The sequence below is a fragment of the Rahnella sp. WP5 genome, from assembly GCF_000745615.1.
In the GTDB taxonomy this organism is placed as follows: Bacteria; Pseudomonadota; Gammaproteobacteria; order Enterobacterales; family Enterobacteriaceae; genus Rahnella; species Rahnella aceris.
The window spans coordinates 208,330-225,311 of sequence record NZ_KN050720.1 but is presented as its reverse complement, the minus strand read 5'-3'; the positions used below and the strand labels follow the sequence as shown (position 1 = coordinate 225,311).

14 protein-coding genes are annotated in these 16,982 nt (G+C 48.8%); 13 read left to right on the top strand and 1 reads right to left on the bottom strand.

From position 1 onward, the window contains the following. Positions 1-310 precede the first annotated feature (310 nt). Complete coding sequence (gene ycaO, locus EX31_RS18260; protein ID WP_037036574.1) at positions 311-2,074, bottom strand: 30S ribosomal protein S12 methylthiotransferase accessory factor YcaO; 1,764 nt, start codon at positions 2,072-2,074, stop codon at positions 311-313. A gap of 325 nt (positions 2,075-2,399) precedes the next feature. On the opposite strand from ycaO, the gene serC reads away from it, so the two are divergent. The 13 genes from serC to kdsB all read left to right on the top strand — a co-directional run bounded on the left by serC (position 2,400) and on the right by kdsB (position 16,908). Further along, complete coding sequence (serC, locus tag EX31_RS18255) at positions 2,400-3,485, top strand: 3-phosphoserine/phosphohydroxythreonine transaminase (RefSeq protein ID WP_037036024.1); 1,086 nt, start codon at positions 2,400-2,402, stop codon at positions 3,483-3,485. A gap of 104 nt (positions 3,486-3,589) precedes the next feature. After that, positions 3,590-4,873: a 3-phosphoshikimate 1-carboxyvinyltransferase gene (gene aroA / locus EX31_RS18250; protein ID WP_037036023.1), complete on the top strand. Its 1,284-nt coding sequence runs from the start codon at positions 3,590-3,592 to the stop codon at positions 4,871-4,873. A 196-nt stretch (positions 4,874-5,069) separates the two neighbouring features. Beyond that, positions 5,070-5,768 (top strand): (d)CMP kinase, encoded by a 699-nt coding sequence (gene cmk / locus EX31_RS18245; protein ID WP_013574833.1) that lies wholly within the window; start codon positions 5,070-5,072, stop codon positions 5,766-5,768. A 156-nt stretch (positions 5,769-5,924) separates the two neighbouring features. After that, the gene (gene rpsA, locus EX31_RS18240) at positions 5,925-7,598 is read left to right on the top strand and encodes a 30S ribosomal protein S1 (protein ID WP_015689619.1); all 1,674 of its coding nucleotides are present in this window, start codon (positions 5,925-5,927) and stop codon (positions 7,596-7,598) included. A gap of 60 nt (positions 7,599-7,658) precedes the next feature. Further along, entirely contained in the window at positions 7,659-7,943 is a 285-nt protein-coding gene (ihfB, locus tag EX31_RS18235; protein ID WP_013574835.1) for an integration host factor subunit beta, read from the top strand. A gap of 241 nt (positions 7,944-8,184) precedes the next feature. Then, positions 8,185-10,464, top strand: a complete 2,280-nt coding sequence (locus EX31_RS18230; protein ID WP_072012290.1) for a ComEC family protein — start codon at positions 8,185-8,187, stop codon at positions 10,462-10,464. A 38-nt stretch (positions 10,465-10,502) separates the two neighbouring features. After that, positions 10,503-12,251, top strand: coding sequence for a lipid A ABC transporter ATP-binding protein/permease MsbA (gene msbA, locus EX31_RS18225; protein WP_037036021.1), 1,749 nt, complete (start codon positions 10,503-10,505; stop codon positions 12,249-12,251). Further along, positions 12,248-13,237, top strand: a complete 990-nt coding sequence (gene lpxK, locus EX31_RS18220; protein ID WP_037036020.1) for a tetraacyldisaccharide 4'-kinase — start codon at positions 12,248-12,250, stop codon at positions 13,235-13,237. The genes msbA and lpxK overlap by 4 nt, the downstream gene beginning before the upstream one ends. A 349-nt stretch (positions 13,238-13,586) precedes the next feature. Next, positions 13,587-13,796 (top strand): transcription antiterminator/RNA stability regulator CspE, encoded by a 210-nt coding sequence (locus EX31_RS18215; RefSeq protein ID WP_013574839.1) that lies wholly within the window; start codon positions 13,587-13,589, stop codon positions 13,794-13,796. 261 nt (positions 13,797-14,057) lie between these two features. Next, a complete protein-coding gene (locus tag EX31_RS18210; protein ID WP_013574840.1) occupies positions 14,058-14,270 on the top strand; it encodes a cold-shock protein in 213 nt (70 codons plus the stop codon). A gap of 95 nt (positions 14,271-14,365) precedes the next feature. Further along, entirely contained in the window at positions 14,366-15,589 is a 1,224-nt protein-coding gene (locus EX31_RS18205; protein WP_037036019.1) for a winged helix-turn-helix domain-containing protein, read from the top strand. A gap of 381 nt (positions 15,590-15,970) precedes the next feature. Further along, positions 15,971-16,153: a Trm112 family protein gene (locus tag EX31_RS18200; protein ID WP_013574842.1), complete on the top strand. Its 183-nt coding sequence runs from the start codon at positions 15,971-15,973 to the stop codon at positions 16,151-16,153. Continuing rightward, positions 16,150-16,908 carry a 3-deoxy-manno-octulosonate cytidylyltransferase gene (kdsB, locus tag EX31_RS18195; protein WP_013574843.1) on the top strand — a complete coding sequence of 253 codons (759 nt, stop codon included), beginning with the start codon at positions 16,150-16,152 and terminating at the stop codon, positions 16,906-16,908. Before EX31_RS18200 ends, kdsB begins: the two co-directional genes overlap by 4 nt. Positions 16,909-16,982: the final 74 nt, after the last annotated feature.

Here is a 16,982-nt window from a genome sequence, read left to right as displayed (position 1 = left end):
AGAAAGCAAGAGTTTATTTTCAGATTCCAGTTAATACAAAGGATTCAGTGTTAATAAATATCGTTATTTTGATTTTATAAATTTCACTTTCAATTAACTTATAAAATAAGTGCTATATTTTTCACGCAAAAACGGCAAGCGGGTATTATTTCGCGCGGAATTACACGTCATTTTGATGGCCGAGTCAAACTTTTGCGGACAAATACAGCAGCAGAAGCTTAGGATTTATAGTGAACTGATAGCGAATTTATAAACAAAAAAACCGACAGGAAATCCCGTCGGTTTTAATCGCTTCACCGTGGCCAGTGAATCAGGCTTTCGACCAGTGACGACGTTTGGCGACTTGCAGCTTTTCGTATGCACCAAGCAGCGCCTGATGGGCTGACAAGGCTTTCAGCTCAGGGTCGACTGCAAACAGACTGTGGAAACGGACTTCTCCACTGATGGCCGCCGAAGCATCCTCAACTGCTTTCTGACCATACATTTTCACGAAAGCGTTGTAGTACTGGGCTGGCTCGCGATCTTCTTCCAGAGACAACTGGAGCAGGGTTTGCAGGCAACGGTAATAGTTGTTGCGCTCATCGCTGTACACCGAGGAATTGAACTCATGCGCCCATTCAGCCCAGGTCAGCGCCTGATCCAAATCACCACCGGCAAGAGCCAGCATAGATTTCAGCTCACCGACACGCAGCGTGTACCAGCCGTTGTCTTTGCCGCTGGCGATCCCCAGCAGTTCGCGAACGCGGGTAAAGTCATCCAGACCTTCATCGTCGAGTTGAGTGATCATCTCAAGATAGGTTTCTTTTGGCAGATCGCTGCCCGGCAACGCCAGCAGTTGATAACGCAAATGCGCGCCCATGCTGTTATTCGCCAGCAATAAATCTTCGGCAGGATAAATGTCAGACATGCCCGGAACGATAATGCGGCAGGCGTATACATCCAGATGTTCGTAATCGGCGATATACACTTCAGCATCTTCTTTATCAAAGATAGCCATCAGTGTCGCAAATTCTTCTTCAGTGGTACCGCTGAAACTCCAGTCTGCAAACGGATAGTCTGCGTCTTGTTTGAACATATCCCAGGAAATCAGACCGCTTGAGTCGATGAAATGGGTTTCAAGGTTAGCGTGTTCAGCCACTTCTTCGTCGTCAAAAGTAGGCGCCGTGAAGACATCCAGGTCTTTCAGACTGCGGCCTTGCAACAGTTCCGTCACGGTACGTTCCAGTGCGACGCCAAAATCAGGGTGTGCACCAAAGGACGCGAAACAGGTCCCGTTCGCCGGGTTGAACAGAACCACGCAAATGACCGGATAATTGCCGCCCAGCGAGGCGTCATAAGAAAGAATAGGGAAACCTTCTTCTTCCAGTTTGGCAATGGCTTCAACCACTCCAGGATAGCGTGCCAGAACCTCAACAGGGATTTCAGGCAGGCTGATGGATTCTGCAATGATGCGGTTTTTGACATAACGCTCGAAGACTTCTGACAGCCCCTGAACCCGCGCTTCATTGGCGGTGTTACCCGCGGACATCCCGTTGGAAACGTACAGGTTGCCGATGATGTTCATCGGAATATAGACGGTTTGCAGATCGGACTGACGGGTAAATGGCAGAGCGCAGATACCACGATCAGGATTGCCTGATTGCAGGTCGATCAGATCACGGGCAACCAGTTCTTTATCGGCATCATAAAATGCGTGCAGGCGCTCATCCAGGATCCCGGCGGGCAGACTGTCGTCTTCCGGAAGCGGGAACCACTTCTCATTCGGATAATGAACGAAATCGCCATTAGCGATTTCTTTGCCCAGATAGAAATCAGCGAAGAAATAGTTAGTCGACAGGCGCTCAAAATATTCACCCAAAGCAGAAGCCAGTGCGGCTTTTTTGCTGGCGCCTTTACCGTTGGTGAAGCACAGCGGGCAGTCGCGATCGCGAATGTGCACTGACCAGACGTGGGGAACCGGATTCAGCCACGAAGCTTCTTCGATATTAAAGCCGAGATCGGTGAGTTTTTGTTGGAAGCGGGAAATGGAGTCTTCCAGCGCCGCGTCTTTACCAGGAATAAAAGTTTGGGTCATTGAGTTCACTTTTGAGCGTGCTAAAAACGTGCAATGATACGGGGTTTTGCACATTAGCTCCATGTATTCGTGTTAAGAATGTAATCGCTGTGTGAAGTCAAAGGCTTGAGTTTGAACACGCTGTTATACCGTGTGAAATTTGACGGTGCTTACACATATTATTCCGAAAAATCAGGGTTAAAAGGAGGAATGAACCTTGTGATCAACATCTCATCGCTGTTTATCAGGTCGTCATCAATAACCGTTGCAGACTGCTTGTCTCGGATGATAAAACCGTTAAATTAGTGACTACTATGTGACTGTCTCAGAGAAGTGGTGAGGGGAAATGACTCAGGTTTATAATTTTAGTGCAGGTCCGGCAATGATCCCGGCTGAAGTATTGCGTCGTGCGGAACAGGAACTTTGTAACTGGCACGGACTGGGTACATCGGTGATGGAAATCAGTCACCGTAGTAAGGAATTTATCCAGGTTGCTGAAGAATCCGAAAAGGATATCCGTGACCTGCTCAATATTCCCTCGAACTATAAAGTGCTGTTCTGCCATGGCGGCGCCCGTGCGCAATTTGCTGCTGTGCCAATGAACCTTTTGGGTGAAAAATCCTCCGCTGATTATATTGATGGTGGCTATTGGGCACACAGCGCAGTTAAAGAAGCCCAAAAATATTGCACGCCAAACGTGATTGATGTCACCACTACGATTGATGGTAAGCGTGGCATTCTGCCGATGAGCGAATGGAAACTGAGTGCAGATTCTGCCTACGTTCATTATTGCCCGAATGAAACTATCGATGGTATCGCTATTGATGAAATGCCTGATTTTGGCGACAAAATCGTGGTAGCAGATTATTCATCCTGCATTCTTTCCCGCCCGATTGACGTCAGCCGTTTTGGGGTGATTTATGCTGGCGCGCAGAAAAATATCGGTCCTGCGGGTCTGACCCTGGTTATCGTTCGTGATGATCTGCTGGGCAAAGCGCGCACTGAATTGCCTTCTATCCTCGATTATACCGTGCTGGCTGAGAACGACTCTATGTTCAATACCCCGCCGACCTTTGCATGGTATCTGTCAGGTATGGTATTCAAGTGGCTGAAAGAGCAGGGCGGTCTGCGCGAAATGGAAAAGCGCAATCGTGCAAAAGCCGAACTTTTGTATGGCGCAATCGATCGCACCGGCTTCTATCGTAACCCTGTGGTGGCGGCTAACCGTTCGTGGATGAACGTTCCTTTCCAGATGGCAGATGCCTCGCTGGATAAACTGTTCCTTGATCAGGCACAGGAAGCCGGTCTGCATGCACTAAAAGGCCACCGCGTGGCTGGCGGTATGCGCGCATCTATTTATAATGCAATGCCGATTGAAGGCGTAAAAGCCCTGACCGACTTTATGGCGGAGTTCGAAAAACGTCACGGTTAAGTGTGCTGGCTTTCAGGCTCGCAGAATGCTTCATTGAGAAGCCTTAAAAATGACCCCGGCTCAATGTCCGGGGTCATTTTATGAAAAGAAGAATTGGAGAAAGAGTGGAATCCCTGACATTACAACCCGTTGCGCTGGTTAACGGCAGCATCAATTTACCTGGCTCAAAAAGTGTTTCTAACCGCGCACTTTTACTGGCTGCTTTTGCACAGGGTACTACCCGCCTGACTAACCTGCTCGACAGCGATGATGTGCGTCATATGTTGACAGCACTGACTCAACTGGGTGTCACGCATCGTTTATCTGCATCCCGCACCGAGTGTGAAATCGATGGTCTGGGCACGGCTTTTTCCAATGCTAAAGGTCTGGAACTGTTTCTTGGGAATGCAGGAACCGCAATGCGTCCGCTGGCGGCAGCATTATGCCTGGGCGAACAGGATGTTGTACTGACCGGTGAGCCGCGCATGAAAGAGCGCCCGATCGGACATCTGGTTGATGCGCTTCGTCAGGGCGGTGCGCAGATTGATTATCTGGAGCAGGAAAACTATCCGCCTTTGCGCCTGCAGGGTGGATTTAGTGGCGGTGACGTCAGTGTTGATGGCAGTGTTTCCAGCCAGTTTCTGACAGCGTTATTGATGACAGCTCCGCTGGCAGATAACGATACAACCATTCAGATTAAAGGTGATCTGGTTTCCAAACCTTATATCGATATCACGCTGAACCTGATGAAAACCTTTGGTATTGAAGTGGAAAACCACGAGTACCAGAGATTTAGCATCCAAGGACGTCAGCATTATGTGTCTCCGGGGGCATATCTGGTCGAAGGTGATGCCTCTTCAGCGTCCTACTTCCTGGCCGCTGCGGCGATCAAGGGCGGTACGGTTCGTGTGACCGGAATCGGCAAAAACAGCATGCAGGGCGATATTCGTTTTGCAGACGTGCTGGAAAAAATGGGTGCTACTATTCACTGGGCTGATGATTATATCGAATGTACCCGCGGTGAACTGAACGGCATTGACATGGACATGAACCATATTCCTGATGCAGCAATGACCATTGCTACCGCTGCCTTGTTTGCTGAAGGCCCGACAACGTTGCGTAATATTTACAACTGGCGTGTTAAAGAGACCGATCGCCTGACGGCGATGGCGACTGAGCTGCGTAAAGTCGGTGCAACAGTGGAAGAGGGCGAAGATTACATTCGTATTGATCCGCCTCAATCGCTGAAATTTGCCGAAATTGGCACCTATAATGATCACCGCATGGCGATGTGTTTCTCGCTGGTGGCGTTATCCGATACGCCGGTGACCATTCTTGATCCGAAGTGTACCGCAAAAACGTTCCCGGACTATTTTGACCGTCTGGCGGCAATCAGCACACTGGCATAGTTTTTCACTTGGTTGCCCGTGTATGAACGGACATCCCTGATGTCCGTTTTTTTGTTTTCAGGCTCAGAACCGTCCGCTTTTTAGCCAACTGAAAAATGTGGGGTAACAGTTGCAGTGAAGGCAGCGTATAATGCCGCTCCTGAATTAGTCCTGTGAGGCTAATGAAGCGGGCATACCCCACCGAAAGGAGACAAAAATGACGGCTTTAGCCCCGGTAATCACCGTTGATGGGCCAAGTGGTGCAGGTAAAGGTACGTTGTGTAAAGCGTTGGCCGAAGCCTTTAACTGGCATCTGTTGGATTCCGGCGCGATTTACCGCGTTTTGGCGCTGGCGGCTTTGCATCACCAGGTTGATATTGTCTCAGAAGAGGCGCTAGTTCCGCTTGCCGCACATCTCGACGTTCGTTTTGTGGCTCAGGATGGGCAGTTGCACGTTATTTTAGAAGGTGAGGATGTTACCCATGAAATCCGCACCGAAACGGTAGGCAATACTGCGTCTCAGGCGGCGGCATTTCCCCGCGTTCGTGAAGCATTATTGCGCCGGCAGCGCGCATTCCGTGATGCACCGGGCCTGATTGCGGATGGTCGTGACATGGGGACGGTGGTTTTCCCTGATGCACCGGTGAAGATATTTCTGGATGCCAGTTCGGAAGAACGTGCAAACAGAAGAATGCTACAGTTGCAGGAAAAAGGCTTTAGTGTTAACTTTGAACGGCTTTTAGCCGAGATCAAAGAGCGCGATGACCGTGATCGTAACAGGCCCGTCGCGCCTCTAGTGGCTGCTTCCGATGCGTTGTTGCTGGATTCAACCAGCATGTCCATCGACGAAGTCATCGAAAAAGCACTGGCTTATGCCACAGAAATTCTAGGATTGCCGCAAAAACAAACCCGGTAATCGAGCCTCACTCTGGTGCTGAAGAATATTCAGTGCCAGTTTTGGCTATAGTTTTTTTTAACCTCGCCGCAAGGATCTGTAGCGGGGCATTTGAAACAACCCCATCCAGCAGGAAGCCAGATGGACGTTAAACTTAAGAACCTAAAGATTATCAACATGACTGAATCTTTTGCTCAACTCTTTGAAGAATCCTTAAAAACAATCGAAACCCGTCCTGGTTCCATCGTTCGTGGTGTTGTTGTGTCTATCGACAAAGATATCGTACTGGTTGACGCCGGTCTGAAATCTGAGTCTGCAATCCCGGCAGAACAATTCAAAAACGCACAGGGCGAACTGGAAATCCAGGTTGGCGACGAAGTTGATGTTGCGCTGGACGCTGTTGAAGACGGCTTCGGTGAAACTCTGCTGTCCCGTGAAAAAGCTAAACGTCATGAAGCTTGGATCACGCTGGAAAAAGCTTACGAAGAATCTGCAACTGTTACCGGTGTTATCAACGGTAAAGTTAAAGGCGGTTTCACTGTTGAGCTGAACGGTATTCGTGCGTTCCTGCCAGGCTCACTGGTAGACGTTCGTCCTGTTCGCGACACGCTGCATCTCGAAGGCAAAGATCTTGAGTTCAAAGTCATCAAACTGGACCAGAAACGCAACAACGTTGTTGTTTCCCGTCGTGCAGTAATTGAGTCTGAGAACAGCGCAGAGCGCGATCAACTGCTGGAAAACCTGCAGGAAGGCATGGAAGTTAAAGGTATCGTTAAGAACCTCACTGACTACGGTGCATTCGTTGATCTGGGCGGCGTTGACGGCCTGCTGCACATCACTGACATGGCTTGGAAACGTGTTAAACACCCAAGCGAAATCGTTAATGTTGGCGATGAAATCACTGTTAAAGTTCTTAAATTTGACCGTGAGCGTACCCGTGTATCACTGGGTCTGAAACAACTGGGCGAAGATCCTTGGGTCGCTATCGCTAAACGTTACCCAGAAGGTACTAAACTGACTGGTCGCGTTACCAACCTGACTGATTACGGCTGCTTCGTAGAAATCGAAGAAGGCGTTGAAGGTCTGGTTCACGTTTCTGAAATGGATTGGACTAATAAAAACATCCACCCATCTAAAGTTGTTAACGTGGGCGATGTTGTTGAAGTTATGGTTCTGGATATCGACGAAGAACGTCGTCGTATCTCCCTGGGCCTGAAACAATGCAAAAACAACCCATGGCAGCAATTCGCAGAAACCCACAACAAGAACGACCGCGTTGAAGGTAAAATCAAGTCAATCACTGACTTCGGTATCTTCATTGGTCTGGACGGCGGCATCGACGGCCTGGTTCACCTGTCTGACATCTCCTGGAACGTTGCAGGCGAAGAAGCAGTACGTGAATACAAAAAAGGCGACGAAATCGCAGCTGTGGTTCTGCAAGTTGATGCAGAACGTGAACGTATCTCCCTGGGCGTGAAGCAACTGGCTGAAGATCCATTCAATAACTACCTGTCTGTTAACAAGAAAGGTACTATTGTTACTGGTAAAGTTACAGCAGTTGACGCCAAAGGTGCTACAGTTGAATTAGCTGGCGGCGTAGAAGGTTACCTGCGCGCTTCAGAAGCTTCTCGCGACCGTATTGAAGACGCAACTCTGGTTCTGAGCGTTGGTGATGAAGTAGAAGCTAAATTCACCGGTGTTGATCGTAAGAACCGCGTAGTAAGCCTGTCCGTCCGTGCTAAGGACGAAGCTGACGAGAAAGATGCAATCGCTGTTGTTAACAACAAACCAGACGAAAGCAACTTCTCTAGTGCTATGGCTGAAGCGTTCAAAGCGGCAAAAGGCGAGTAATGACGGGGGGCGGCTCAGTCGCCCCGAAACGGTAGTTTAGCTGCAAAGCTTGGAGGTACTATGACCAAGTCTGAACTTATTGAAAGACTTGCTGGCCAGCACTCTCATATCCCGGCGAAAGCTGTTGAGGATGCAGTGAAAGAGATGCTTGAGCATATGGCTGCAACCTTGGCTGATGGTGAACGCATCGAAATCCGTGGGTTTGGCAGTTTTTCTCTTCACTACCGTGCTCCGCGTGTTGGGCGCAACCCTAAAACTGGCGATAAAGTCGAGCTGGACGGCAAGTACGTTCCTCACTTTAAGCCAGGGAAAGAGTTGCGTGATCGCGCGAATATTTACGGCTGAGGCTTTCGCCTGAACGTAAATGTCTGCCTATAGCGAACGTAAAGCGGCACCTCTCGGGGTGCCGTTTTTTTTTGCTTTATGACGAATAAGTTCCCCCCCTCTTTCAGTTGCGATCATAAAATTTTTGCGTAACGTCACGCAGCGTTTTGCTTTCCTGGTTGCTCCTTCTTTGCATGAAAATCATACTCCGGCACGAAAACATGTCTGATGAACGTGAAGGGAGTAAAACATCAAAATTTCACTGGACGAGGCTGCTTTAGCGGTTATTGCAGGGATGTTGCCACTGCTTATTTTTTCCCAACTTCCTTCGGCTATTCATCTGGTCACGCTGTGTCTTTGCGCCTCATGCTGCTTCAGATTTCATCACAAAATATTCAGCCTGATAGCGATCGGCCTGCTGAGTTTCAGTTGGGCCTCGTTTCAGGGCGGTATTCAGCTCGATCAGATTTCAGCGCTTCAGGGCACAAAGCGTCATGTTATCGCCGTGGTAGAGAGTATTAATCTCGGGAGCACCAGTACATCTTCTGTACTCTTCAAAATAGAAAAAGCAGAAGGAAAAATAATTTTCCCGCCGGTCATATTCCGCACTAAATGGGACAAGACAGAGGGAGAACTGTTAGCGGGCCAGCGCTGGGATATGATCGTCAGTATGCGGCCCGTCCACAGCTTGCTGAATGAAGGCGGATTTGATGCCCAGCGTTGGGCGTTGGCTCAGCATGCACCTCTGACAGCAACTGTCCGTAACAGGCAGCTATTAGATGCCAGAAGTTCGCTTCGTCAGCAATTTATTCAGCGGTTGCAGCAGAAGATGCCACCGATGGAAAATACGCCCGTACTGATTGCACTGGCTTTTGGCGAAAAAGGATTAATACAGGCTGCAGACAAGCTAATGTTACAACAGACTGGCATCGCGCATCTGGTGGCGATATCAGGCCTACATATCGGAATTGCGGCGTTATTTGGATGGTGGCTGGCGCGTGGATTGCAGTATCTGCTGCCGGTAAAACTGATTGACTACCGCTTTCCGTTATTCGTGAGCGGCGTTTTTCTGCTGTTCTATACCTGGCTTTCCGGAGGCAATGCACCTGCGCTGCGTGCAACGTTTGCGGTGTTGATGTGGATCCTGCTGCGTCTGTTCCGTGTCCGCTGTCATCCGTGCCAGATATGGCTTTGGGTGGTGGCTATGCTTCTGCTGGTCGACCCTATGAATTTATTGTCCGACAGCTTCTGGTTGTCATGCTTCGCGGTGGGGGCTCTGGTTTTCTGGTTCCAGTGGGTGCCTCTTCCTGCAATGTTTCAGCAGGCATGGTATTGGGCATTGTTTCGCTGGGGGCATCTGCAGGTGGGAATGACACTTCTTCTGTTGCCCTTACAGGTCTGGATTTTCCACGGCGTAAACGTCTTCTCGTTTCCGGCCAATATGTGGGCAGTTCCGGTTGTTTCATTGATCACAGTCCCGCTGGTATTACTGGCCTTGTTGACGAACGCCGCGCCCTGCGCATTGATGGATAACGCACAAGCTCTGCTTTGGCAACTGGCGGATGCCACATTGAGATTGGCTTTGTGGGGGGTAAAAGCATTACCGGGCGGTTGGATCCCATTGGGTGAGTCATTTCTGGCCGTGAGCCTGATGGGATGGCTGGTGCTTCTGTGCTGGCGGATTTGCCCGTTGAGATATTGTCTTTCACTGTTGCTGTCTCTTTTTGCGATCTCTTCTGTCTGGCTGAACAGAAATCCATCGGAGCGCTGGCGGGTTGATATGCTTGATATCGGACATGGCTTGTCTGTTCTTATCAGCAAAAATGGCCGGGGCATTCTTTATGATACCGGCAACCGTTGGGAAGGGGGCTCAGCCGCTGAACAAAATATTATCCCTTATTTAAATTGGAAGAACATTCAGCTGGAACAGATAATTATCAGTCATAATGACATGGATCACCGGGGCGGTTTGGCCCCGTTACAAAACCGTTATCCTGCCGCCAGCGTTCGTGAAAGTGCTTTGTCGGATCAGCATCATCTGAAATGCATAGCAGGCGAGCAATGGCACTGGCAGGGGCTGGATTTTAACGTTTTGTGGCCGGATAAAATGTCAGAGGATGCAGGGAATAACGACAGCTGCGTTATCCGCATTGATGACGGTTCATTCAGTTTGCTCCTGACCGGAGATATTGAAACTGAAACAGAAAAAGCGTTAGTCAGGAAGTGGCGGAGCAAACTGCAAGCCACTGTACTTCAGGTTCCTCATCATGGCAGCAATACGTCATCGACACCTCCATTTTTGCGGGCAGTTAAGCCGGTTATCGCACTGGCGTCCGCATCCCGTTTTAATAAATGGCATCTGCCGGCACATAAAGTTGTTAGCAGATACAACAAAGCGCACTATGACTGGCATTCAACGTCTGAATCGGGTCAACTCAGCCTCTTCGTTTTTGATGATTATTGGACAATTAAAGGCTTACGTGAGCAATTAATCCCCCGTTGGTATCACCGCCAGTTTGGAGTATCTACAGATAATGAGTAGAATAGACCGCTATTTCTTTCGATGCTGGTTGATATTGCATGATGAACGATAAAGATCTCTCCACATGGCAGACATTTCGTCGCCTTTGGCCGATGATCACACCTTTTAAAGCCGGGCTGATCGCTGCGGCTATTGCGCTGGTCGCAAACGCCGCCAGTGATACTTTCATGCTGTCTTTGCTGAAGCCTCTGTTAGATGACGGTTTTGGTAAAGCTGACCGCTCGATCCTACTCTGGATGCCATTGGTCGTTATCGGCCTGATGGTTGTGCGTGGGGTCAGTGGCTACATTTCGAGTTACTGCATTTCATGGGTTTCGGGCAAAGTGGTGATGCATATGCGTCGTCGTCTGTTTGGTCACATGATGAGAATGCCCGTAGCATTCTTTGACCAGCAATCTACCGGTACTTTACTTTCCCGTATCACCTATGATTCCGAGCAGGTGGCGTCTTCATCATCCAGTGCGCTCGTGACCGTCGTACGTGAAGGTGCGTCAATCATTGGTCTGTTTGTCATGATGTTCTATTACAGCTGGCAGCTTTCTGTAATCCTGTTGGTGATTGCGCCGATTGTTTCTGTTGTTATCCGTGTGGTGTCTAAACGCTTCCGTAATATCAGTAAAACAATGCAAAACACCATGGGACAGGTGACGACCAGCGCGGAACAGATGCTCAAAGGTCATAAAGAAGTGTTGATCTTCGGTGGCCAGAAAGTTGAAACCGCGCGTTTTGATAAAGTGAGTAACCGTATGCGCCAGCAAGGTATGCGTATGGTTTCCGCTTCTTCAATTTCAGACCCGATTATTCAGTTGATCGCCTCTCTGGCATTGGCGTTCGTGTTGTATGCGGCAAGCTTCCCGTCCGTGATGGAAACGCTCAGCGCGGGTACTATCACCGTTGTGTTCTCTTCTATGATTGCCCTGATGCGTCCGCTGAAGTCCCTGACTAACGTGAACTCCCAGTTCCAGCGCGGTATGGCCGCTTGTCAGACGCTGTTCTCAATCCTGGATATGGAACAGGAAAAAGACGAAGGGAAACTGGAAGTCAAACGCGTTAACGGAAATGTCGAATTCAAAAACGTGACCTTCACTTATCCGGGACGCGATATTCCTGCTTTGCGTGATATTTCCTTCAACCTGCCGGAGGGTAAAACTGTTGCACTGGTTGGCCGCTCAGGTTCCGGTAAATCGACTATCGCGAATTTGCTGACCCGTTTCTATGACATTCAGGAAGGTAAGATCCTGATGGATGGTCATGATCTGCGGGAATATACCCTGTCGTCATTACGTGATCAGGTGGCACTCGTTTCTCAGAACGTCCACCTGTTCAATGATACCATTGCCAATAACATCGCTTACGCCCGTACGGATATGTACTCCCGCGAAGAAATCGAAAAAGCGGCGACGATGGCTTACGCGATGGACTTTATCAGCAAAATGGATCAAGGGCTGGATACGGTCATTGGTGAAAATGGCGTTCTGCTCTCTGGTGGCCAGCGTCAGCGTATCGCAATTGCGCGTGCCTTGCTGCGTGACTCGCCGGTTCTGATCCTTGATGAAGCGACATCTGCCCTTGATACTGAATCTGAGCGTGCTATTCAGGCTGCACTCGACGAACTACAGAAAAACCGCACATCCCTGGTGATCGCACACCGTTTATCCACTATTGAAAAGGCCGATGAGATTCTGGTCATTGAAGATGGTTGCGTGGTGGAACGTGGTTCACATACGAGCCTGCTCGAAGAGCGTGGTGTTTACTCACAGCTGTACCGGATGCAGTTTGGCCAATGATTGAGCGCATCTGGTCAGGGAAATCACCGCTATATCTGTTACTCCTGCCTCTTTCATGGTTGTACGGGTTAGTTTCAACTTTGATCCGTTACAGCTATAAAACGGGGCTGAAAAAAAGCTGGCGGGCTTCGGTGCCTGTCGTGGTGGTCGGAAATCTGACTGCCGGAGGTAATGGTAAAACGCCGGTGGTGATCTGGCTGGTTGAAACACTCCAGCAGCATGGTTTTCGTGTTGGAGTCGTTTCGCGCGGTTATGGTGGCAGGGCTGAGCACTATCCCTTATTGCTGACGGAGGCGACGCCCACCACGCAGGCAGGTGATGAGCCTGTGCTGATATTTCAGAGAACCGGGGCACCGGTTGCGGTGTCTCCGGTTCGCTCTGATGCGGTAAAAGCATTACTTGGTGCAAATGAGTTAGACGTTATCATTACGGATGACGGATTACAGCATTATGCACTTCAGCGTGATATCGAAATTGTTGTGATCGACGGAGTCCGCCGTTTTGGTAATGGTCACTGGTTACCTGCAGGACCTGTGCGTGAAAGAGAATCTCGTTTGCGTTCAGTGGATGCGGTTATTACCAATGGCGGCACAGCCCGTCCTGGTGAGTTAGCGATGTTCTTGCAACCTGGCAAAGCGATAAATTTGGTCACAGGTGAACAGTGTGATGCTTCTGCATTGAAAAATGTGGTTGCGATTGCCGGCATCGGGCATCCACCGCGTTTCTTTTCCACGTTGAAACAGCTAGGGATAAATGTACAAAAGGAAGTCGCTTTTTCGGATCATCAGGCTTACACCTCCGGGCAACTGTCAGCTGTGAAGGCACCAGGACAGGTCCTTCTGATGACTGAAAAGGATGCAGTAAAATGTCGTTCTTTTGCTCAACCAGACTGGTGGTATTTACCGGTTGACGCCAAAATCGAGGGTGACCAGGCTGAGAAACTGCTCCAAAAAATAGCTGAGCTTATTTTGCAAAAGATGCATTGATACAGCAAAAACAGACCGTTTTCGCGCCTCTGATAAAAATTTACGTAAATCTAAAGTTTCAATCTCCCTGATTTTAAAGACTAATATTCACCGTTAATGTTTAACGTCAGAATAATTGCGCAACGTGACTTGCTATTGCTCTGCACTTATGAGTAAATGCGTGCAGCCTGTGTTGCAGCGCTATTTATGTATGAGTGTAGAGTAAAGCAGTTCCTCCCAGACGTTATCTCTTTCCCGATGATTCCGCTTCCAAGACGAACCTTCTAAGTCCTCCCCATAAGTAATTGTCTGAACTATTGGCTAGCATTGCCGAATGGCAGGATTTTATATTTTGTAAAAGGTTTTAAATATGTCGAAGAAAAATGGTCAGGTTAAGTGGTTCAATGAAAGCAAAGGTTTTGGTTTTATTGAGCAGGCTGATGGCGGTAAGGATGTATTCGTACATTTCTCTGCAATCGCAACCGATGGTTTCAAAACTCTGGCCGAAGGCCAGCGTGTAGAATACACCATTCAGGATAGCCCGCGCGGTCCTGCTGCTGCTAACGTTATTGCACTCTGATAAGAGACAAACGTGAGGATATGAAACAACGTTAATCGCTCATCATATCAGCAGAGTAAAACCCGCCGGATGGCGGGTTTTACATACCTGAAAAGGTAAATACGGCGTTTATAAGACGTCGTGAAAGTTGTAAAAGTAGTCGTTAAAACTAATTCGCTCATTAGAGGTTTTTTATAAAAAAATAACTTAGCAATGGGCAAACGCATCCGAACAATAATAAAAAAGTGTGTTCATGGATGCCCAAAAGAAAGGATAGAAATTATGATGTTAAAAATGGGTTTAGTTAAATGGTATAATCAGGCTAAAGGCTACGGTTTTATTTGCCCGCTTGATGGTTCTTCTGAAATTTATGTTCAGCGTACTTCCATCGCCAATACAGGGAATAAATCTCTGAGTGCCGGTCAGAAGGTGGAGTTCACCACTTACCGCAGCGTAACACATGGCCCTTCCGCGGCTGATGTTATTGCTTTCTGAGTCCGGTTTTGTTGTTCACCGTTGAGTTGAATTTTACGCTCCGGTAAAAATATGCTATCGGTATCCACAGTTAAATTGCTGCCACGGATACCGATATGTCTCACCCGGTTATATCTCTTGCTTCAGCCCGCACCCTGCACCTATCTGCGCAAAATCTTCTTAAACCAGTGACCCGAAAGCCTGTTGCTGCGGATGTCGTTCAGGCGATCCGTGATATGGGATTGCTGCAAATTGACACGATAAGCGTGGTTGCGCGCAGTCCTTATCTGGTGTTATTCAGCCGCTTAGGTAATTACGACCCTCAATGGCTGGAACAAGCCCTCCCGGCAGGAAAAATATTCGAGTATTGGGCACATGAGGCCTGTTTTATTCCCAGTGAAGATTACGGACTCCTGCGCCACCGGATGCTCAATCCTCAGGGGATGGGGTGGAAATTTTCTCAGACCTGGTTTGATGAACATCAGACGGATATTGAGGCACTGCTGGGACACATTGCTGAAAATGGCCCTGTGCGTTCGGCCGATTTCAGTACAGATAAAAAGTCTGCCAGCGGCTGGTGGGACTGGAAGCCTCATAAAAAGCACCTGGAAACATTGCTTACTTCCGGGAAACTGATGGTGTCTGAACGGCGTAATTTCCACCGGGTTTATGACCTTGCTGAACGGGTGATGCCTGGCTGGGACGATGCGAGCCAGACTCTTGAACAGTCTGCAGCGGAATATCAGATGCTGCGGCGTTCGGCGCAATATCTTGGCATCTTTAGACCGGAATGGCTGGCGGACTATTATCGCCTCAGGCGGGTGAATACCAAGGCTGTGATTGCACAATTACTGATGGATGAGGAAATTACACCGGTCGAAGTGGCCGGGCTTGAAGATATTTACTATGTCCACCGGAAACAGTTTCCCCTTCTGCAACAAGCCACTGAATCACGGATCGGTTCAACGGTCACCACGCTGCTTTCACCTTTTGATCCCGTGGTATGGGATCGTAAACGCGCCTCAATGTTGTTTAATTTTGAATACCGGATCGAATGCTATACGCCGGAAGCAAAACGCCAGTACGGCTATTTCACGCTACCCATACTGCAGCGGGGTGAACTGATTGGTCGGGTGGATGCAAAAATGCATCGCAAAGAAAAACTACTGGAAGTGAAAAGCCTCCATCTCGAGCCCGATGTGACGATGTCTTCACGACGTGCAAAAGATATACACGGAGCAATCAGCCGGTTTGCACAGTGGCAGGGAGCTGAAAAAGTCAAAACCGTGAAAGTACCTGAAACGTTAACGGTGTTTTGGGAAAGAGACTGGCAGATTTAATGTCACAAAATGAAACGGCTGCATCAGGCAGCCGTTATTTCACGATGATTGCAGGTGGCATCCAGCTTAGTGGCTGAAGTTAGCGAACATTGCGATGATTTTGTTAATGGTTTTCATTTTTAGTGCTCATATTGAAGGTGTTTAGTGTGACGTGCATCACAAAAAAATTGTACTCCCACGAAATCGGCAGCGCAATGCTCCTCAGGAGATATTTTTTATTTACAGAAATGTAACTTCTTTGAAGTCGTATCGGAGGATGAGTGAGGATTAACGCGGGGTGCGGCGTTATGTTATTCTCCTGAACCGCTATGTTGTGTTTCCAATGCTTTTTTACGTTACACCTTGCTGAAAATGCGGTGTATTCGCCTCCGGGAGGAATTTATGGACCACCGTTTGCTTGAAATCGTTGCGTGCCCTGTATGTAACGGGAAGCTTTACTTTAATAAAGAGTCGCAGGAATTAGTGTGTAAGGCAGACAGCCTGGCTTATCCCGTGCGTGAAGGGATCCCTGTTTTATTAGAAAACGAGGCCCGCCCGCTTTCTGTTGATGAGACACACCCATGAGTTTTGTTGCTATTATCCCGGCCCGCTTCGGGTCAAGCCGTTTGCCGGGTAAGCCGTTGGCCGATATCAACGGTAAACCTATGGTTGTGCATGTGATGGAACGTGCACGGGAGTCGGGTGCTAAACGTGTAATTGTTGCGACAGACCATCCTGACGTTGTGGCGGCGGTTGAAGCTGCGGGTGGTGAAGTTTGTCTTACCCGACCTGATCATCAGTCAGGCACTGAGCGTCTGGCAGAAGTCATCGATTTATGTCAGTTTTCCGATGATGAAATTATCGTTAATGTTCAGGGCGACGAGCCGCTGATCCCGCCTGTTATCATCCGTCAGGTGGCTGATAATCTGGCAAACAGTGAAGCAGGAATGGCAACACTGGCAGTGCCAATTGAAACAGCGGAAGAAGCGTTTAACCCGAATGCGGTCAAAGTGGTTCGGGATGCCAAAGGTTACGCCATGTATTTTTCCCGCGCTACAATTCCGTGGGAACGTGAACGTTTTGCCGTGTCGAAAGAAACGGTTGGTGATGTCTTCCTTCGTCACATCGGTATTTATGCATACCGTGCTGGTTTCATTCGCCAGTATGTGAAGTGGGAACCGACTAAACTTGAGCACATCGAATTACTCGAACAACTCCGGGTGCTGTGGTACGGTGAAAAAATCCACGTTGATGTAGCGAAGGCCATTCCTTCTGTGGGTGTCGATACCGCTGAGGATCTGGAACGTGTGCGCGTGATTTTGGGGCATAAAAATTCCTGACCACACAGAGTATAAAAAGTCATAAAAGCGGAATGTTCCGGCATTCCGTTTTGTCATCACTGTTCTCTTTTCGT